Raw genomic sequence first — 21,103 nt, 5'->3', positions numbered from 1 at the left:
GTGGAGAAGCAGGCCAACAGAGATCAACAGAACTTTGCGCGGTAGCGCCTTGGCGGGAGATCTCTTACAAATCCGAATATTCAGCCGGATAAAGCAATCTGGTGTCGTTGCGGGATACCGTATTGGCATATTCTGGTAAATCTTTCATGGCTAACCAAGCCGGATCTGTTCTGAAAACATTCCAGTGTTCATTTCTGATTTCCATATTTTCATGAGTAGTCATATAGACTAAGTTTGGCATATTAGCACCAGCTATCGTTTCAGCATAGAAAATCGGACTACAGTCTATTCTGCTGAAAATGTCCATTTCACCAGAATTAAACATTTTCACTTTCTGCTTGTAAAGTCTTTCCGTTGGCCCTTCATAACTTCTCAATTCGTAAACTCTATCCTTTTTAGCATTAGTCAATTCAGACTCCGCAAATTTAGGCTGGCCAGTCATTGCTTGAAGGATCGAAGTTTCTATTCTTTTGTAAGGTGGATTGTCATAAGCCGCATTGATATAAGCACTGCCAGCAGTTTGGTAAGCAGCATCTTTTGCCAATTTACTTTCCAAAGCTAGGAATTCATCCATCGATTTGAACGGGACAAATAAGTACACTTTCTTTCCTGCATCAGGCTGAGAAGCGATAGGTTTAAAAACCCCAACTTTTGCTATTCCATGTCTGTGGGCAGCAGGAATAAAAGCATTGGCTAGGTAATCGTCAAGCATTGCTTCCTGCTCGGCATTTTCGATGTGGTAGGTTCTCAGTTCGTAGAAATCTCTTTTTTGAGCCATCAAGCTTGAGCTTAGGAGCAGGCACAACGCAAAAAAACCGAGTGATAATGTTTTTAATTCTTTCATTTTTTAGGCTTTAGGTTAAGAATGGGTAATTGAATTGCAATCTAAGGTAAACATTGAATTCATCAATCCTGTTCGAACAACCCTAACAGAAATTTGAGAATACAGAGAAATAGATTTAATGAAAAAAAGCCGACTCACGTCGGCTTTCTACTTACTTATTGTTTTGAGCTTTCTTCATTGGATTGCTTCCGACTGATGTTCCTCTAGCAGCTCCTGAACCTTTAAACAGTTCAAATCTGCTAGGCTGAAGCTGAGCTGGCCAGTAATTGTTCGACTCATCTATATCGGCAGTTTCTCTTTTTGGATCGAGTATGATTTGAGTTACTTCTTTTTCCTTCACAAAAACCTTAGTCACCTGAGACTCATTCTTTCTCCAGATCTCTACTGGGATTCTGTCGATCTCGGAGGTACCATCTGCGTATTGGAATTCTAAAATGATAGGCATTACTAAGCCACCTACGTTATTGAAGGTGATCTCATAGAAATTCAAATTACTTTCCATCAACTCCTTTTCCTTCGGCGAAAGGCTAGCCATAAATTTCTTATAGCTCTCTTCATCTTCCGGAGTCACGGTGAAAGGATTATAAGAAGTATAGAAATCGCGCGTAGCTGGATTTGCTTCAATTACGGTCTCTTGGATTTCTGTCCTATTAAACTCTTTGGAAACGTAATCCTCCTCACGGTCAGCTTGCGCCTTCCTTTCTGCATTGATTTCTGCAGGGGTCCGGTTTTCCATTTTGTACAAAGCTACATTCTCAATAGCTATATCCACAGGCTCAGTTCCGTAAAACCAACCTCTCCAAAACCAATCCAGATCAACTGCAGAAGCATCTTCCATCGTACGGAACAAATCGTCAGGAGTAGGATGCTTGAACATCCACCTGCGTGCATACTCCTTAAATGCATAATCAAACAATTCTCGACCCATCACTGTCTCGCGAAGTATATTCAACGCAGTTGCCGGTTTTGCATAAGCATTTGGACCAAATTGAATGATATTCTCAGAATTGGTCATGATCGGTTCCAATGTATTTACACTGCTTTTCATGTAAGGCACAATTTTGTGTGCTGGCCCACGACGGGAAGGGAAATTCCGATCCCACTCTTGCTCTGCCATGAATTGCATAAAAGTATTCAACCCCTCATCCATCCAAGTCCACTGACGCTCGTCAGAGTTCACGATCATTGGGAAGAAGTTGTGTCCTACTTCGTGAATAATCACGCCGATCATCCCGTTTTTCACTGCTTCAGAGTATGTACCATCCGAATCTGGACGACCGTAGTTGAAGCAGATCATTGGATACTCCATTCCATTAGCAGCCTCTACAGAAATGGCTGTAGGATATGGATAATCAAAGGTATGTGCAGAGTAAGACTTGATTGTATGTGCCACCACTCTGGTAGAATACTGACCCCAAAGCGGATTAGCTTCTTTGGCATAATAAGACATAGCCATCACATCTTTACCACCTTGCTTTACAGCCATGGCATCCCAGATGAATTTACGGGAAGAAGTCCATGCAAAATCACGAACATTTTCAGCTTTGAATTTCCAGGTTTTCTTAGCAGTTGATTTACCCTTTTCCAATTCGGTTGCTTCATCCTGCGTACGGATGACTACAGGATTATCGTAAGTTTTCTTGGCAGTATTCCATCTGTTTAGCTCAGTTGCCGAAAGAACCTGACTTGCATTTTGAAGTTCTCCAGTTGCCCCTACCATATGGTCTGCAGGTACAGTAATATTCACTTCATAGTCTCCAAAGACTAAAGCAAACTCTCCGGAACCTAGGAATTGCTTGTTTTGCCATCCTTCGAAATCGGAATAAACTGCCATTCGAGGGAACCACTCAGCCATGGTATATAGGTAATTGCCATCTTCTTCAAACAACTCGTATCCTGGACGACCAGAGATATACCCAACTCTATTGGTAATATTGAAAGTCCAATCTACTCCAAAAGTAAAGCTGTCGCCAGCTTTTAAAGGTGTAGGAAGATCGATTCGCATCATGGTTTTATTTACTGTAACAGGAAGTGGATTGCCCTTAGCGTCCTTTACTTCAAGTACTTTATAACCAAAGTCATCATTTGCCCAGATTAGACCTTCGAGGGAACGAAGAGTCATTCTAGAATTAATAGAGCTCTCGGAAGATTTAGGAGCATCTGAGTCAGGACCACGCTGATTTTCTTCCAATTGAACCCATAGGTAAGTCAATTGGTCCGGTGAATTATTGATGTAAGTGACCTTTTCTGATCCTTTGATGGACTGATTTTCATCATCCAGCTCTACATTAATCACGTAGTTAGCCTGCTGCTGCCAATACATGTGACCCGGAGCTCCGGAGGCAGTGCGATAAACATTTGGAGAGCGAAGCATAGGTCCGAGCTGCTCAAATCGCTCTGCATGATTCTGCTCTGATTGCTGCGCAAAAGCAGGGAAAATCCCCGTGATTGCTAGCGCTGTAAGTGCAAGTAATTTTTTCATTGTATAATTTTTATGCTCAATTCTATTCGTATGTCAATTCAACAGCTACTGGCAGCTAACCTATTTTTACCAATATTTAGCTTCTAACATCAGCATTAGGGCCACTCCAAATACCATGGATGCCACAACTAAAGTCCATTCTTTTCTACTTACTCCTGCCAGTCCTACAAGTATTGAGGTAGCCAAAAGAAATATGCCAACGATTACCAGCTGTCCCAATTCCAAGCCTAGGTTAAATGCTAGTAAGGGATGCCAAATACTTGCCTCTTTGCCCAAAAGACTTCTCAGGTAAATAGAAAATCCAAGTCCATGGATTAGTCCGAAGAATAGCGCGAAGATGTAATTAATCGAAAGTCCTTTCCCAGACGCAGGTTTTGGTCGTAGAATTGTTATAAAAGCAGTGATCGCTATCGTAACTGGTATCAAAAACTCGATGAGATCAGAGTTGACATTGATCAATCGAAATGTGGCTAGTGCCAACGTGATGGAATGCCCTATGGTAAAAGCGGTAACTAAAATCACAACTTTGCGCCAGTCTCTAGGAATAAAAACTGCACAGAGTGCCAACACAAAAAGGATGTGGTCATAGCCATTGATATCAAGGATATGCTCAAGGCCTAGACGAAAATATAACTCAAATGAATTCATAAGAAGGGTGAAATACCTCTAAAGAAGTAAATTGCGCAATTATACGTCATAATTGGCAGAAAAGACAGGCAACATAGCACCAAATGCAACAGTTTTACTTATACATGATCAGCTTGGGATGGCTGGTATTTACCCACCCTTTTCACATCAGCTTGACAGAGATTAGATGGAATGCTGAGACTGAGCATATAGAGATTTCGCAGAAGATTTTTTGGGACGATTTAGAGATTGGGCTGGGCGATTTCCACAAGGAATCCATTGATTTTCTAAATCCTTCCAACAAAGACAAGCTCAATAAGCAAATTGAATCCTATTTGAAAGAAAAAAATATGATTTGGATTGCCGACAAAACAGTCCCCTTGAATTTCATTGGATATGAAGTGGAGGAAGATGCGGCTTGGTTCTACCTTGAATCTGAGAAAGTAAAAAATCCAACCTCTGTTAAAGTAAAAAACAGTTTACTGGTAGATATTTTTCCTGATCAAAAGAATGTCATTCAGTTCTATTTTGATAAAACCTCACCTAAAAGCATCATATTAGGAAAAGGTGCAGAAACTGGGAAATTAGACAACTAATCAAGAGAGATTTTGCTTCTCTCTCCTTTGTAATTTACCGTCACGACAGAATCAACCCCAGACCCAAGTATCAGTTTCCTTGACGATTGACTCAGATAGCCAGAACCATAAAACAGCTCTCTTTTCAAAGTTGGTTTATTGTTTTGATAAATAATAAGTTGCTGCACATCAGCACTTGGCTGAATGACTTTAGAGGTTTGAATAGCTGATCGAAAAGCCATCAATGACTGGTTGTATCTACTAACCAAAATAATCTCTCTTCCATCAGCGCCCATCAATTTGGCTACAGCCCTGCTTTCTCCAGGCACTTCTAGCCCTAGCTGTCTACCAAATTCAAAGTTTTGAAATAGTCCATTTTTGGTATTGAGTAAAGCCCCGCGCCCAGCATCATTTCGTCCTGTGACTGTCTCATTATCAAAGAAATTTCCAACAGCAAAAACACCTTCCGGAATCTCCATCATTCCAAAAATGCGCGAAAACTGCGCTTCTTGAGGAAATCCATCAAAATAAATAGAGTCTCCTAGATTTTTCAAAACACCAGATCGGAACTCATGAACTTGTAGCACGCTGGCCATTTCTTTTTCCTCGGCGGAAAAAAACTGATCCCTATCCACGTATGCAAATTCACGATACACCAAGAATTTATTTTTCCACTTAGGCACCTGTCCTACCAGCTGGTTTCTACTGGCCAGTGGATAAATGGTATCTCCAAAGTATTGGAAAATGACAGGATCCACACTTCCGTTTTTATCAAAATCCGCGAAGTGCATCTGCAATGGCTTGGCTTGGGAAGCTCTATATCTAGAATTTGATCCAACATTCCCTAAAGCATAACTGGGCAATTTCCCATCTTCAAAAACCAAAGGAGTTATACTGTTCCACCAACCAGCAGATTTCCATGATTCAGAATCGAGCACTTTAAGATTAAACACCCTATTACCTCTTTCATTTGACTGTAAAAAGACAGTGATCGGCATCCACTCGCCTGCTATCAACAAATCAAGTTTACCGTCTTGGTCATAATCCGTCCAAAGTGCCGAACTAATCATACCAGCTTCCTTCAATCCTGGTGCTAATGCTTCAGTCACATCGACAAATGTTCCATTTATATTTTCAAGCAAATAGGACATTGGTGGCTCCGGATATCTTCCTGGCTTGATTCTTCCTCCTACAAACAAATCCAGATCCCCATCCTGATCATAATCTGAAGCAGTGACGAGTGAACCAGAGCTTACCAATTTTGGTAGAAGTAACGAATCAGCATGGAAACTACCCCTCCCATTATTAATATACAGGACATCCTGATATACCTGACTTTCCGCATCATATCTACTTCCTCCTGAAACCACGTACAGGTCCAAGTCATTATCTCCATCTGAATCAAATAGCAATGCTCCCATTTCAACCGAGCTTCCCGAGCCTTTCAATGCCTCAGATATAAATTCACCAGTATTTTTTTGAATGAAAATTTGTCCAGGTTGTCCAGTAGATCCAGATAAATAGAAATCATCCAGTCCATCACCATTTACATCTCCTACAGCAATTCCAGGTCCCAGACTGCTATGCTTCATAGGCAACAACCCTTGCCTGTTAAAATCATTGTAGGAAATTGCTGCAGACTCATAATTGATCCCTAAGGCGGTTGACACTTCGTCATATGGAGTCTTTTCAATTTCTTCATTTGACAAAAACTCAGTTTGTGAAGAGTCTTGAGTTATTGTTATGTGTTGATTGCTTTCAGTACTACCTATCTTCGATTGAGTACCGTTTGGCCAAAGGACTACTAGGGAGTCAATGCTCTCTCTATCGCCCAATCCAAATATTACATCTCCAAACATGGCAGATTTGTAGCCTCTAGAAGGGTTCATAGTCTTACTGAGCACACGAACGCCGCCATTTTCATTTATATAGCCTTTTACTTCAGCTCCAATCGCAAGTGGGTTTTGATTGCTGCCATGAAGCTTAATCTTCAGCCAATTCGCATTGTACGCATTCGATGGCGTTGTATTTCTATTATTTCGGAAAATTCCTGCTGCCTCATTAAGATTATTGGTGACCAAATCCAAGTCACCATCACCATCCAAGTCTGCATAAGCCATTCCATTCGATATTTCTAATCCGTCAACACCCCAGCTACTAGAAACATCTTCGAAGGTCAGATTTCCCGTGTTTCTGAAAGCGTAATTATTAAGTTTGACTTCTTTCAGTAGATTCAGGCCATCCATTCGCAACTTTTTCTTATCCTCAGGCGACATAAACGGACCCAAATTATTGGTATAGTTTATATAGTCCATATCGGTGATGTCCTTTCCATAGCCATTGGAAATAATCAGATCCTGCCGGGTATCCATATCAAAATCTTCAAAAAGCGGTGACCAACTCCAATCAGTTTGCGATATCCCTGCCAATTCGCCAATCTCAGCAAAAGTCCCATTGCCTCGATTTAGTTGTAAAGTATTTCTAACATATTGAGGTTCGTAGCCCTTAGCAAGATTAGCCTGATAGAGATTGTAATTTTCAGTTGGAGAAAACATTGTTTTCTGTCTTAGATTGTCTGGAGGAAACATATCTACTACTACCAAATCCGGCCAGCCATCTCCATTGATATCTCCAGCATCGACACCCATGGCATTGAAGCTTTGGTGATCTATGCGATCTTGTATTTCATTTATAAATGTTCCGTCTTGCTGATTGATGTAAAGCACATCGTTGGTAAGAAAATCATTAGCTACGTAAATATCCGGCCAACCATCTTGATTGATATCCGCTATGGTAAGTCCTAAGCCATATCCTTCGTAGGTTATTCCAGCTTCGCTAGTCACAGCTACAAATTTTCCCTCCCCCTCATTTCTAAACAATAAATCATTGCTTTTGCCGGAGCCATCAGTGATTCTGGGACGACTTATATTACGTTGAAAGCTTTCCAGAGCATTTGCCAAAAGGTAGCAATCCAAATCCCCGTCCCGGTCGTAGTCGAAAAAAGCGGCTTGGGTAAAATACCCTACCGCATTCAATCCAAAATCAGCGGCTTGTTCCTCAAAAACAGGAATACCATTTTCATCATTTCCCTGGTTGACAAATAATAAATTTGGATTCTGGGACTCATTTCGATTAGAAACAGAAAGGTAAATATCCAACTTCCCATCTCCATTGATATCTGTAAAAGTAACCCCCTCCACCCAAGACTGGGTTGCTAGCTTGGATTTCTGGGTGATGTCTTGAAAATTAAACCCTCCTTCATTGAGGTAGAGTCTCGAACTTACCTGATTTCCACCAAAGAATATTTCAGGCAAACCATCCCCATTTAAGTCAGCGATGCCTACTCCTGACCCATTGTAGATATAGTCAAAATCCACGATGTTAAAGGAATCAGACTCTGTTAATTGATTAGCAAAATCAATTCCTGTATCTGAAGCGCCTACCCGTTGGAATAGGGTGTTATCAGCAGGATTGTTACATGCATAAAAAAATAGGAAGATTAAATGGATGGGTATGCACTTATGAAAATGGGCGTTTTTCACTTCACTTAAATTTATAATAGGTTCAAAATAGAAGTATCAAATCGGTTTATTTCTTGGCCTGAAATTGCTTTAACTTCAAAAATAGTAGAAACAGAGGATGCAATTAAGGCTATCAAAACTAATTAAAGTGAAAATCATTAAAATTTTGCAAAGACCCTACAAAAAGACTCACTTCATTAAAATAATTAATTTCTACAAACAATTATTTCTTAAAAAATTATTTAAGCAAAATTTTGAGGAACATCATAATTAAATTATTACTTTGGTAGTAATGTTATAAAAACATATTTACAAAACCCATCTCAGACCTGGCAGATTATAAGAATCTGTCCACAAATTTATTGTTATGTCAAAAACGATTTACCCAAAAACTCGTGCATTACCTCCATGGAAAAATTTTCATGGGCTAATGCTCTCACTATTCCTAGTAATTATTTTTATAGGAAGCTCATTCGCCCAAAGCAGAAATGTTACTGGCGTTATTAAATCATCATCCGGGGAAACCATGCCCGGTGTGAATATTTTAGTTAAAGGTACCACCACCGGTACAGCATCGGATATCGATGGCAACTTTAGCTTAACCGTCCCTTCTGACGAATCAATTTTAGTTTTCTCATTTATTGGTTACACTTCAAAAGAAGTTCGTGTAGGCAATTCCAGTGAACTCAATGTCGTCTTAGAAGAGGATCTTTCTTCCCTATCAGAAGTGGTAGTAGTCGGATACGGTACGCAAGAACGTGCTAAAGTGACCGGTGCAATTTCTTCTGTTGGTTCAGAGCAGATTCGAGCTTTACCAGTACCAAGTTTAGCTTCAGCACTACAAGGACGGGCTGCAGGAGTCGCAGTCACCAACGCTGGTTCTCCTGGCACGAATCCTATTGTGCGAATCAGAGGTATAGGTACTGTTGGTAATAATGATCCACTTTATGTGATCGATGGAATGCCAGCAGGTGGTTTAAATCAAATCAACCCTGCTGATATCGAATCAATAGAAGTATTGAAAGATGCCTCTACAGCAGCTATCTATGGTTCAAGGGGTGCTAATGGTGTGATTTTGGTAACAACCAAAAAAGGTAAAATAGGCAAGCCTCTAGTTAGTTTGGACTCTTATTACGGAAGCCAAAAAGCTTGGAAAACACTGGATTTACTTAATAGAGATCAATACATCGCTTTTGGTAGAGAACTTCTAGGAAATGCAGGTGCTGACGCTCCAGCACGTTTTGATAATCTAGGTGAATTTGCAAACGTAGATATTGATTACCAAGATGAGATGTTCCGTACAGCACCAATTCAGGATCATAATCTAAGTGTCTCTGGAGGTACGGAAAATGTGCTTTACAACTTTGGCATCGGATATTTTAGCCAAGAAGGCATTATGCTAGGAACTGATTTTGAGCGAGTTTCCTTGAGATCAAATACTGAATTCAAAGTAAACAAGCGAGTTAAAATTGGTCAGACCTTAACGGTAGCCTACTCAAACAGAAACAATGAACCATTCTCTGGAGGCAGAAGCCAGCTAGAGCATATTGTAAAGGCTGTGCCTTATATCCCTGTTAGGGATGCTACCAGACTTGGAGGTTTCAGAGCCCCAGACCGAGTTGATGGATCTGATCCTGAAAACCCAGTATTGAATGCCACACTCAGAAATGACAACAGTCAGGATTATAAAATCCTTGGATCTGCTTATGTGAGCGTAAATATCCTTAAGGGTCTAGATTATAAATTTTTAGTAGGATTGGATGTAGGGATTGGTGACAACTACCAGTATACTCCTAGCTTCAATGCTGGAGACTTTAGCATTCAGAACTTTGCGACAATTTCCAAAACCAAAACAAACTTTGTTTCTCCGCTCTTCAGTAATCAGCTAACTTATACTAAAGATATCGACAAACACCATTTTGATTTATTAGGTGTGGTTGAAAGACAAACTTCCACTTTCACCAGTTTAAATGGCGCCGGACAAAACTCATTAACCAATGACGTGAGAGAACTTCAAGGTGTAGAGAATCAAACTACGACAAGTTCTAAAACTGAGTACGCACTAATATCTTATGTGGGTAGAATCAACTACGATTATGCACAGAAATACCTGATCAGTGCTAGTATAAGAAGAGATGGTGGCTCTCGATTTGGCCCAGACAATAAGTGGGGTACTTTCCCTTCTCTATCTGTTGGTTGGAGATTAAGTGAGGAAGGCTTCATGCAAGGTCTAAATGCTGTAAGTGACTTGAAGTTGCGTGCAAGTTATGGTGAAACTGGTAATGACAGAATTGGTGATTACGTCTACCAGGCTACGATTAACTCTAATTTATTCTACAATTTTGATGATAATTTGCTTACTGGCAGTACTATTTCAGCTCTTGCAAATGCTGATTTGAAATGGGAAACTACTATCATGAAAAACTTAGGTTTAGATATTGGGCTTTTCAATGATCAGTTTAGCCTTTCCTTGGAAGTATATGAAAATACTACCGAAGGTATGATCCTTGGCGTCCCTATTCCACCATCTTTAGGTTATGACGGAGCACCAGTAGCAAACGTAGGGACTGTCAAGAATAGCGGATTTGAAATCACAGCTGGCTATGAATTGAGATCTGGGGATTTCCAATTGGGAATTGATGGAAATATGGGATTTGTAACCAACGAATTAACTTCCTTGGGTACAGGCAACACTATTTTCGGCCCTAATTTCCAAGGAGACGCAATGACGCTTACAGAAGAGGGACAGCCAATTGCCTACTTCTATGGATGGATTGCAGATGGAATATTCCAATCTGGTGAAAGCACAACTCAGCAGCCAAATGCCTCAGCGGGTGATATTAAATTCAGAGATATCAATAACGACGGTGTAATAGATGCCAATGATAGAACAAACCTTGGTCATTACCTTCCAGACTTTACGTACGGTTTGAATGCGAATGCATCTTATAAAGGATTTGATTTCACTATGTTCTTGCAGGGAGTATCAGGCAATGAAATCTTCAATAATCTAAGATACCATACAGAAGGTATGACCCGATTATTTGGCGCCAGCACTGTGGTGTTAGACCGTTGGACTCCTACTAATACGGATACAGATGTTCCAAGAGCAATCTCCGGTGATCCAAATAGAAATGCCAGAGCAAGTTCGAGATTTGTAGAAGACGGTTCCTATTTGAGGCTTAAAAACATATCAATAGGTTATAGCATTCCTAGCGCAGCTCTACAATCTTGGAGCAAAGGAACTGTATCAAAAGTAAGAGTGTATGTCTCTGCACAAAATCTGTTTACCATAACAGATTACACAGGATATGACCCTGAAGTAGCAGTAAGAACAGGTATAAATTCATCCCTAGGGACAGGGATTGATTATGGCCAATTCCCAGCTGCCCGCACGATCATGGGAGGTATACAACTTGCATTTTAATTTATAAAAGGAAAAATCATGAAAACAAGATCCACACTTTTGGCAATAATCATGTCTGTTGGTATGATTGCCTGTGATGAGGAAGTGTTAAGTCCAGTAAACCCTAATCAATTGGGCACTGAGACTTTCTATCGGACTGGACCGCAACTATTAGCAGCGATCAATTCGGTATATGCTACACTTCAAGGAAACAATTTATATAATAGAGAATATTTCTTCCTACATGACCTCCTATCCGATGATGTAGAGACTGGAGGAGCGCAATTAGAAGCACCGAGAGCGCAAGTATTAAACTACGTTTTTGATGGTTCCAATCCTCAAATTGAAGCGAATTGGAGAGGTTGGTATCGATTGATACATCGTGCCAATCTAGTGATCGAAAATGCAGACAACGCTACAGATAATATTACTGAGGCGCTTAGAAGTAGAATTGTAGGAGAAGCCTATTTCTTAAGAGGATTAGCCTTTTACGAATTATCTACCTTATGGGGCGGGGTCCCACTTATGACAACATCTGCATCATCTCCTGAAGGTCTTCCAAGGGCAACACAAGAAGCATCTTACGCACAATCTTTAAGTGATTTAAATGAAGCTATTTCGAGACTTCCTCTCAATTCTACTTACTCAGGGACCGATGTGGGACGAGCTAGTAAAGGGGCTGCTCAAGCAGTAGCTGCTAAATTGTTGCTTTTCCAAGGAAAATTCTCTGAAGCAAAACCTTACCTCACTGAGATAATAAATTCCAATCAGTATTCATTGACTGAGCGATACCTAGATAATTTTGAAGAAGAAAGCGAAAACAACTCCGAATCTATCTGGGAGATCCAATTCTCTGAAGCATTCGGAAATGCTGGTGGATGGAATGGTGACGGTACAGGTATTGCTGAAGTGACCTTTAGAGGCCAAGAATATGGACCAAATGCTTGGAGGAATTTAATTCCAAACACTAGTTTGGTGGCTGAATTTGAAAAACCTTCTACAGGAGCTCCTAAAGAGGACCCTAGAATGAGCTATAACTTCTACAGATTAGGTGACACATTCAATGCTGGAGCAAGTGTATTGAATGAATCAACTGTTCAGGGGGATTTCAATAAGCCAAGCTGGAGAAAATACCAGACTATCTATAAGAGAGCCAATGAAAACACTCAATCTGGAATCAACTTCCGCGTGATCAGACTTGCTGATGTTTATCTGATGATGGCGGAAGTAGAGAATGAGCTAACTGGCCCAGCTGCAGCTTTACCATATCTCAATAGAACAAGAAAAAGAGCAGATGTAATGATGCCAGAATATCCAACTGCTCAATATCCAACTGGAACAAAAGAGCAAACTCGAATCGCTATTCAGCATGAAAGAAGAGTGGAGATGCCAGGCGAGCAAGTACGAAACAGAGATATTCGTAGATGGAGAAGAATGGGGACCTTACAAGGTGAACCTATTGCTGGCTATCAGTCAAAGCATGATCTTCTGCCCATTCCTACTGTGGAATTAGATAATAATTCTGCCTTAACTAATGCAGACCAAAACCCTGGCTACTAAGCCATATTCTTTATTTACTAAAAGTAGCCGAGTCATCTCGGCTACTTTTTTTTTATCATATTAAAAAGGTTCTCATCTTCAATTGAAAGGTATTTCAAGTAATAGCAAGGCTATTTAATTCTTAAACGGTAGTTTTCTACAGATAACCGAATAAGCACCAAGCTTCTTAAAAGCTCAGTTTTGTTCACCTTCTTATTCAATAGAAGGCTCACTATTGAAACATAAGTATGAGTGTTCCTAAACCAAATACCCTAGAATCAATGAACTTGGCAGTTATGTGAGGTGAAATTCATGAGACTCATCTTGCCAGCTGTAATTAACTCCTAGCTTCAGCGAGAAATTAATCCTATGTATCAAAAATTTCTTGCTGGCCAACCATCATACTTGGAGAAGGAAACTTCAAGCTTTAAAAAATATGGCCTAAGGTTATTAAGCTTTCCTCAACTAGCTTAACTGTCCCTTTTTCGTCCTCAATTTGAACTGATTTCATCAATAACTCAAATTACTTTAAGTTTTTGATGAAATACTCTTTTGTAATACTTCCTAATCTCAAACTTTACCCCTTTAACAGAATTGATTTCACTGAACAAAAAAAAGTCCGGCAAAGGCCGGACTTTTAATCTTTTTTAATTTCTAATTAATAACCAGGATTCTGATCGATTGGAGCCGAAATATTGGTGTTTAATTCATCTAATGGAATTGGCCACACGAACAAATGGCTAGAATACTCAAGTGAGTGATCCATCGGAATAGTTCCACCCTGATAGAAGCTGATTTTTGTAATTGATCTGGAAGTAGCTTTAAGTGGGATACCAGACATCAAACCTTCTCCAGACAATCTGTGAATATCTGACCATCTTCTACCTTCGGCAAGAAACTCAATTCTTCTCTCATTGAATATTGCATCAAGTAAACCATCTCCTAAACCTTCCACTGTATATGCAGGGACAGAAGCAGGTAAAGCGCGGCTTCTAACAGAATTCAATAAAGTAACTGCTTCTGTCGTTTTGCCAGTTCTAGCATTAGCTTCAGCTGCATTAAGTACTACCTCAGCAAATCTCAAAATTATGTTAGGATCTGTGTAAGTAGTAGCGTCTTGATACTTATCTGTGAAAATACCTGTTGCACTGCTTGTTGTCAATAACGTACGACGAGTATCTTCTGGACTCCAGAAATCAGATCTCCAGATAATCGGGCTTATTTTCACTAAACCTCTAGCTCCTCGATCAGGGTTTCCATACATAGATGGAAGGGCACCGTTTACGCCAGGATTAGCTTCTGCAGAATTTACAAAAGAGAAGATATTATCAGAACTAGTACCTCCTCTGAAAGGAGTAGCCGGATTAGCTGTAACAGCATATTTAGAAGATAATTTGTTGTATTCAGCCAATACTCCTGGCCAATCTTTCATATGCAATTTGATTCTGGATTTAAGAGCAATCGCAGCACCTTTGTTGGCTCTGAAAGGACCACCTTCTGGCAGAAAGCCTTCTGCAGCATCAAGATCTTGAAGAAGTTGTGCGTAATCGTCTGCTACCGTTCCTCTAGATACAGCTTCTCCTGCAGGAACTTTAGTAACGTCATCGATACCAAAAATTCTGTAAGGAATTCCTGGAGATGATGGATTGTCAGAATAAGGTCTTGCAAAGTGAATAAGCAATTCATGGTGAGCTAAAGCTCTCAAGAACAACATTTCACCCTTGTAGGCAGAACCATCTTCAGACGATAATACACCATTTTCAACAGCAATATCTAAGTTCTCCAAAATGATGTTCAGCCTGTTAATCATTCGATAAAGAGAGATCCACATACCCACATTGTTTGCAGAACTAGGGCTGTATGAGTTATTATAAGTGATTTCGTAGAAAGCCTGATCGTTGTACATATCCTCTCCTCTCATGTCACCTTGCTCCACATTAGCAGCTCCGAAAGGATAACCACGTTGAACAGCGCCAGCGTAAAATCCTCTTTGTGCGGATTCATATACCCCTAAGATCGCTGACTCAATTCTAGCTCCTGTAGTAAATGCCTCAGAATCTGGAATTAGGTTAGCAGGAACCAATTCAGTCACATCACAAGCACTAGTAAAGCCTAAAAGGGCCGCACCAACCAATGCTAATTTTATATTTTTTATTGCGAATTTTTTCATGATAATTTTTCGGTTGGAGTGATTAGAAACCTACGTTTATGCCGAGTGTATAGGTACGGATGATCGGAGCGACATTCCAATCTACACCGAAGCTTAGCTGACCAGAGTAAGAGTTTGCTTCTGGATCCAAGCCTGAATAGCCAGTAAATGTGAATGGATTCTGAACCTGTCCAAATATTCTCACATTTGTAATCGCTCCATTAAATGTGGACTGCAATGCAGAAGTAGGGACAGTGTATCCAAGAACGATATTCTGAATTTTCACATAATCACCTTTCTCTACGAATCTAGAGTTAGACACAGAGTTTTGCCACATGTTTTGATCCTGACCTGAGTAAAGCTTAGGAATGTCTGTTACTTGACCGCTTTCTGTCCATCTGTTTAGAATGCTTGCTTGGTTATTAGAGAATCCTTGGCCTAGCAAACCTCTAAGAGATTCGTTCATAATGTAGTTTCCACCAGAGAATCTAGTAAAAATCTCAGCATCGAAGTTTCCGAATTTGAAATTGTTAGACCAGCCTCCTTGCCACTTAGGAAGTGTATTTCCCAAATATTCTTGAGTAGGTCCAGAAGCTGCGGTAGATACATTTGAAGGATCAGCTGGATTGTATTGTTTAAAGCCAAGTGCACCTGGTACCAAGTTGTATTGTACGATATTTTCGCCAGAATAATACATTGGGTTACCATTTGCAGGGTTAACACCTGCCCACATTACTCCATATAGCTGGGCTACTGGATTTCCAACTTCAGTCTTATTATAAGTACCTGTTAGCGGGCTAATCAAGTTAGTAACCTCATTTTTGATAAATGTGATGTTGAAATCAGTATCCCAAGTGAATTTACCTCTATTGATTACATTAGAGAATACTCTCAATTCAAAACCTGAGTTCTCCATCTGACCTACGTTCTGGTTGATGCTGTTACCAGGAACACCCAAAGAAGGTGCTGTCGGTGCAGCTAGAATCATTCCGTCAATGTTGTTTTTGAAGTAATCTGCGGAGAATGTTACTCTCCCAATAGTCATATCCAAACCGAAGTTTAGTTTTTTGGAAGTTTCCCACTGAAGGTCAGCGTTAGCAATTCTATTGTAGCCGATGCCTGCACCTGCACCACCTAGAACTGGGCTATAACCTCCATAAGCAGCAAATGAATCTATCCCCGTATTTCCTACTTCAGCATAAGAAGCTCTCAATTTTAAATCAGAGATCAGATCAGAATTAAAGAAGGCCTCATCAGAAAGTCTCCATCCCACAGAACCACCAAAGAATGTTCCTCTTTGATTTTCTACTGCCAAATCAGAGATTCCGTCGTTTCTAACCGTGAAGGAAGCCAAATACTTACCCTTGTAAGAATAGTTGAATCTACCGAAGTAAGAATCATATCCTCTTTCAGTGTAGCTACCACCTGAAAATTGGTTATTGTAAGAACCTGTAATCAAGTTATTTCTTCTGAAATAATCATCTGAGATATCAGTACCCTGTCCACTAAAACCATAATATTTAGCAAACTGATATTCCAAACCAGCAGTTACGTTTAGGCTATGGTCATCAGCAAATACGGTCTGATAGTTCAACGTATTTTGCCAGTTCCACTGGAAAGCTGGGTTAGTAGCCATATAGACGCTACCATTTGAGCTTCTACCGTCACCATGTCTAGCATCAAGAGACTGGAAATCATCTGCCATTGTCAAATCAACACCAATTTGTGTTCTAGCAGTCAAGCCATTGATAATATCTACTTCACCGTAGGCGTTTCCTATCATACGGTGCGTACGGCTTCTATAGATGTTGTTTTGGATTACAAAACCAATGTTTGGAATGTTGTTATCTGGTCCAGCAGCGTTAGCTCCAAATCCAGTCGTTGCACCATTCGCAGTAACATTAAATCCATCAAATGCTGTATTCTCTGCATCATAGATTGGTACGTTTGGCAAAGCACGGGTAGCATTGTAGATCGCTCCTGAAAGTGAATTTGAACCATTATTTAGGCCAAAAATCTCAGTATATGAATAGGACATAGATGTTCCCACTCGTACCGCTTTAGAGATATTATGATCAATATTGCCTCTGAAAGAATACCTGCTTAATTCGTTTGGTCTTACCGGAGATTCCTGATCAGTAAATCCTAATGAGAAGAAATACTTTGTAGCTTCAGATCCACCACTAATCGATAGGTTGTGCTGCTGAGTAAATCCTTTTCTGAAAACAAGATCTTGCCAATCTGTATTCACGCCTGGTGCAGCAAGTTCAGATTGACCTGCATTTGTTCTTTTTTCATTGGCAATAGTAACCCATTCATCACCAGTAAGAAGGTCAAATGTATCTACAGCCTCATTGAAGCCCATAGTAGTGCTGTAATTCACCTTAGCTTTCCCAGTTGCTCCTCTTTTGGTTGTGATCAAGATAACACCATTTGCAGCTCTAGAACCATAGATTGCAGATGCTGAACCATCTTTCAATACTTCAAATGAAGCAATGTCAGAAGGGTTGATATTTGCCATAGGGTTTGAAGCGTTAACAGCAGATCTGTCAGAATTAACCATAGGAACTCCATCAATAACGAACAGCGGGCTTGCACTTGAAGTAAGTGAGTTCACGCCACGAATTCGGATGATTGGAGCAGAACCCAAAATACCGCTTGGAGTAGTTACTTGCACACCTGGTGCTCTACCCGCAAGCTGAGTCTCAAAGGAAGGAGACACCAAATTCTCAATCGCTGAAGCATCAATTGATGCTACTGAACCTGTGATTTCTCTTCTTTCTTGTGTTCCGTATCCCACTACAACCACTTCGTTGAGGGTTTTTACATCCACATCCAAAACTACATTTATAACGGAATTGGATCCAATTGGCATCTCTTTAGACAGGTAGCCAACAAAACTAAATACAAGGGTGGTCGCGTCAGCTGGAGCTTGGATTGAATAACTTCCGTCCAAATCTGTGATCGCCCCTACAGTAGTGCCTTTCACTATTACACTTGCACCTGGTATGCCTTCAGGCTCTTCAGCCGAAGTGACTCTACCAGTTATTGACTTGCTTTGGGCTAAGACTGACACCAAAGTCAGAATCGCGAAAGCAAAGGTTAATAAAACTTTCTTCATAGATTAATCATTTACGTGGAGTGGTATTTGACGCGAATATTAAACCTAAAGTTGGTTTTTCAATGACCCACAACTTCCACTATATCAACCCGATAAAATACTTTATTTCGGAATTTTGTTAAAAAATGAAAAACTGAATTTAAAAACACCCAATCTTTACGTTGCTCAGATTTTTATTTCTCATTTTTCAATTTTAGCTCCTAAAAAATCTGAATTATTCTAAAAAAAATCTGAATTCGATCCCGTGTAACCTAAATAGTTAAAACTGGTCGTATGCACTAAAAATCTTTTTGGGCAAATTATCCAAACAAAATTCTTTTAATCAATTAGTTTAATGAAAAAACCTCCATATTAATCCGAGACTATAAAACTTAAGAAAAAATTGAAAAGAATAAAATTCTGTAAATTGCAAATAATGCAAAATATAGCACGATTTAAAGAGTTTGAAAAAAAGTTCAGATTTTATCCCTTTTTCGACAAATTATGTAGCAACAATCATGAATCAACCAATTTCTGTAGCTTTTTATGCAATTTCCACACCCTATCTACTCTTTTTAAAAGCATTATGTTAGAAACTTCGATTTTATGCATTAACCCCATTTCAGACACGAAGTGAAGAATATTCTGAAACTTATCTTTTTTAATATCCTTAAATGCTACCGTCATATGAGGGTGATAATTCCGATCACTCAGCTCATCCACTAGGTTTAATTCCCTTTTACAAAAGTTTTTTAAGTCACTTTGAAAGTCATATAAGTCCTGTTCAGCATGGACATCAAGATAGATTACACGCTCGCCAAATGTTTTCACTCCTTTTATTATGAGGTGCATTGGCTCATAGTTGGCCATAAAACTTCCCAGTCTCCCAATAAGTTGCTCCTCTTTGGCCTCATTATAAGTAAATGGCATTTTCACGGTAATATGAGGAGGAGATTTCAATGCATATTTAGCCTGAAAACGGTTCTTTATCTCCAATTTTAGGTTTGTTACTTGCTCTTCAAACTCACCATCAGGTACGATGGCCAAAAAATATTTTTGCATTATCTTCATCAGGCAAATTTACCTCGAAAAGGAATTCAGCAAGTAAAAACATAAAAACTATTCGATAAACTGGATCAAAGCTTTAAATTAAGGGGAATAAACACCAAACAACTATGAAGTATTTTTATAAGGCTATGATTGGTCTTGATCTGACTGAGATGGATGACATCCTGATCAAAAAAACGATAGTTTACCTAAATTTCTTAGGAATAGATAAATGCTATTTTGTGCATGTAGCCAAAAATCTGGCAGTTCCTGACGAAATTCTTAAAAACCATCCTGAGTTACTTGCTCCAGGCGATGAGTCTATTGAGGCCTTGATTAAGTCGAAACTAGCCGAGTTTGATTTTCCAGAGACGATGGATATTGAGGTTTTTGCGGAAGAAGGAGCGCACCAGCTAGAAACCCTACTAAGGTGGGCTAAAATCAAAGATGTTGATTTGATCATCATGGGTAGAAAAGAAGAGTTGCAAGGATCAGGCTCTCTTGCCAAAGGCATTGCAAAAAAAGCACCTTGCTCAGTCTTATTATTACAAGAAAGAAGGAAGCCAGGATTGCCAAAGAAAATAATGATTCCTTCCGATTTCTCTGATCACACGGACTTGATCTATGATTTTGGAGAGAGGATTTCCGAAGAATTAGGGGCGGAATTAATTCCAGTCCACCTATATGAAGTACCTCACGGATATTCTAAAACCGGCAAATCCTTTGAGGAGTTTGCAGAAATCATGAAAGAGAATGCTCGTGAAGACTTTAGACGATTCATTCAAAAGCATAACCATAAAGAATTAGAATGCCAATTCGTATTGAACAACGGTGAGGGACAGGGCAAAGCCCTACTGGAAGAAGCCGAAAAACTCGGTGCAGACATGATATTACTTGGATCTAGAGGAAAAACTAAATCAGCAGCAATTCTTCTTGGTAGTGTGGCCGAAAAATTAGTTATGGTAAATAACGTTTTACCAATGCTGATCTTTAAGAAAAAGGGTGAAACAATGGGCTTCTTTGAAGCTTTATTTAAAGTCTAATCTGCTTTACTTAGAAAGAAACATACCTGATCACCTTTGCCCTCCTTATTATAACGGAGGGCTTTTTTTTCTAAACTCTCTATTTCCTTTTGGGAAAAAACATCATGTGCAGATTTCTTATGAAGTGAAATGCCTCTTTCATATAATTCTGTCCCCCAGAATTGAAATGCAGTAGAATCAAACAGCACTTCATCCAAGTTAAATCCTATGCTCTTAGAAACAATTTCAAATCCAGAAATGGATGGAATAATCAAATGTCTAGGCGCATCTAATTGCACCCAAAACTCCCGCTTTTCCTTCCATATTGCAGCATCGGCCACAGGAGTTCTGATCAATAGCCTTCCACCTGGATTGAGTTTATCATAACATGCTTGCAGAGCTTCCATTGGGTTTTCCATATGCTCAAAAGCATGATGTAGCATTATTAGATCAAACGTATTTTCACTTTCTTCAATTCCCTTTTTCCAAAGATGGAGACTTGGATTGACTGTGAGATTTTGCTTCATAAAAGGATCAAACCCGTGCAAATCGGTATATCCTGAAGCAAACAATTCGTATAACAATTGGCCATTGCCGCATCCGACGTCAGCAATTTTTGAATGAAATGTTGGCGCTAGCTTTTTTAACCAATAACCATATTCCTTAGGCTCAAAGGCCTTTGACTTTGTGGTTAGCAATAAACTCATACGAACCTGCTTAAATATCCTTCTGGCTAAGCCGGATTGTACTAAGGGTAGAAATGAATAATATCCGGATTGGGAGTAATAGTC

Annotated in this window: 12 protein-coding genes; 4 read left to right on the top strand and 8 right to left on the bottom strand. The window is 39.7% G+C overall.

The window, feature by feature from the left end; all coding sequences use genetic code 11:
- Positions 1 to 64 precede the first annotated feature (64 nt).
- The 3 genes from QOL76_RS13900 to QOL76_RS13890 all read right to left on the bottom strand — a co-directional run bounded on the left by QOL76_RS13900 (position 65) and on the right by QOL76_RS13890 (position 3,974).
- The gene (locus QOL76_RS13900; RefSeq protein ID WP_283413576.1) at positions 65 to 778 is read right to left on the bottom strand and encodes an NIPSNAP family protein; all 714 of its coding nucleotides are present in this window, start codon (positions 776 to 778) and stop codon (positions 65 to 67) included.
- Positions 779 to 995: 217 nt separating this feature from the next.
- Positions 996 to 3,326 (bottom strand): M1 family metallopeptidase, encoded by a 2,331-nt coding sequence (locus tag QOL76_RS13895; RefSeq protein ID WP_283413575.1) that lies wholly within the window; start codon positions 3,324 to 3,326, stop codon positions 996 to 998.
- A gap of 66 nt (positions 3,327 to 3,392) precedes the next feature.
- Positions 3,393 to 3,974 (bottom strand): HupE/UreJ family protein, encoded by a 582-nt coding sequence (locus tag QOL76_RS13890; RefSeq protein WP_283413574.1) that lies wholly within the window; start codon positions 3,972 to 3,974, stop codon positions 3,393 to 3,395.
- Between the two features lie 83 nt (positions 3,975 to 4,057).
- Here QOL76_RS13890 and QOL76_RS13885 point away from each other — a divergent pair, with 83 nt between their 5' ends.
- The gene (locus QOL76_RS13885; RefSeq protein WP_283413573.1) at positions 4,058 to 4,549 is read left to right on the top strand and encodes a DUF6702 family protein; all 492 of its coding nucleotides are present in this window, start codon (positions 4,058 to 4,060) and stop codon (positions 4,547 to 4,549) included.
- On the opposite strand, the gene QOL76_RS13880 is transcribed toward QOL76_RS13885, so the two are convergent.
- On the bottom strand, positions 4,546 to 8,070 hold the full coding sequence (locus tag QOL76_RS13880) for a VCBS repeat-containing protein (protein ID WP_283413572.1): 3,525 nt from the start codon (positions 8,068 to 8,070) through the stop codon (positions 4,546 to 4,548). The two genes, QOL76_RS13885 and QOL76_RS13880, sit on opposite strands and share 4 nt — an antisense overlap.
- Before the next feature lie 409 nt (positions 8,071 to 8,479).
- Here QOL76_RS13880 and QOL76_RS13875 point away from each other — a divergent pair, with 409 nt between their 5' ends.
- Positions 8,480 to 11,476, top strand: a complete 2,997-nt coding sequence (locus QOL76_RS13875; protein ID WP_283413571.1) for a SusC/RagA family TonB-linked outer membrane protein — start codon at positions 8,480 to 8,482, stop codon at positions 11,474 to 11,476.
- Positions 11,477 to 11,494: 18 nt separating this feature from the next.
- Complete coding sequence (locus QOL76_RS13870) at positions 11,495 to 13,015, top strand: RagB/SusD family nutrient uptake outer membrane protein (protein ID WP_283413570.1); 1,521 nt, start codon at positions 11,495 to 11,497, stop codon at positions 13,013 to 13,015.
- A gap of 637 nt (positions 13,016 to 13,652) precedes the next feature.
- Here the strand turns inward: QOL76_RS13870 and QOL76_RS13865 are convergent.
- The 3 genes from QOL76_RS13865 to QOL76_RS13855 all read right to left on the bottom strand — a co-directional run bounded on the left by QOL76_RS13865 (position 13,653) and on the right by QOL76_RS13855 (position 19,305).
- Entirely contained in the window at positions 13,653 to 15,164 is a 1,512-nt protein-coding gene (locus tag QOL76_RS13865; protein ID WP_283413569.1) for a RagB/SusD family nutrient uptake outer membrane protein, read from the bottom strand.
- Positions 15,165 to 15,186: 22 nt separating this feature from the next.
- Positions 15,187 to 18,264: a SusC/RagA family TonB-linked outer membrane protein gene (locus tag QOL76_RS13860; RefSeq protein WP_283413568.1), complete on the bottom strand. Its 3,078-nt coding sequence runs from the start codon at positions 18,262 to 18,264 to the stop codon at positions 15,187 to 15,189.
- A 495-nt stretch (positions 18,265 to 18,759) separates the two neighbouring features.
- Positions 18,760 to 19,305 (bottom strand): 2'-5' RNA ligase family protein, encoded by a 546-nt coding sequence (locus tag QOL76_RS13855; RefSeq protein ID WP_283413567.1) that lies wholly within the window; start codon positions 19,303 to 19,305, stop codon positions 18,760 to 18,762.
- Between the two features lie 113 nt (positions 19,306 to 19,418).
- Here QOL76_RS13855 and QOL76_RS13850 point away from each other — a divergent pair, with 113 nt between their 5' ends.
- Entirely contained in the window at positions 19,419 to 20,333 is a 915-nt protein-coding gene (locus QOL76_RS13850; RefSeq protein WP_283413566.1) for a universal stress protein, read from the top strand.
- Here QOL76_RS13850 and QOL76_RS13845 read toward each other — a convergent pair.
- On the bottom strand, positions 20,330 to 21,019 hold the full coding sequence (locus QOL76_RS13845) for a class I SAM-dependent methyltransferase (protein WP_283413565.1): 690 nt from the start codon (positions 21,017 to 21,019) through the stop codon (positions 20,330 to 20,332). The genes QOL76_RS13850 and QOL76_RS13845 overlap by 4 nt on opposite strands.
- Positions 21,020 to 21,103: the final 84 nt, after the last annotated feature.

Source organism: Algoriphagus winogradskyi (assembly GCF_900182815.1).
GTDB classification, from domain to species: Bacteria; Bacteroidota; Bacteroidia; order Cytophagales; family Cyclobacteriaceae; genus Algoriphagus; species Algoriphagus winogradskyi.
This window is presented reverse-complemented; position numbering and strand designations above follow the sequence as displayed.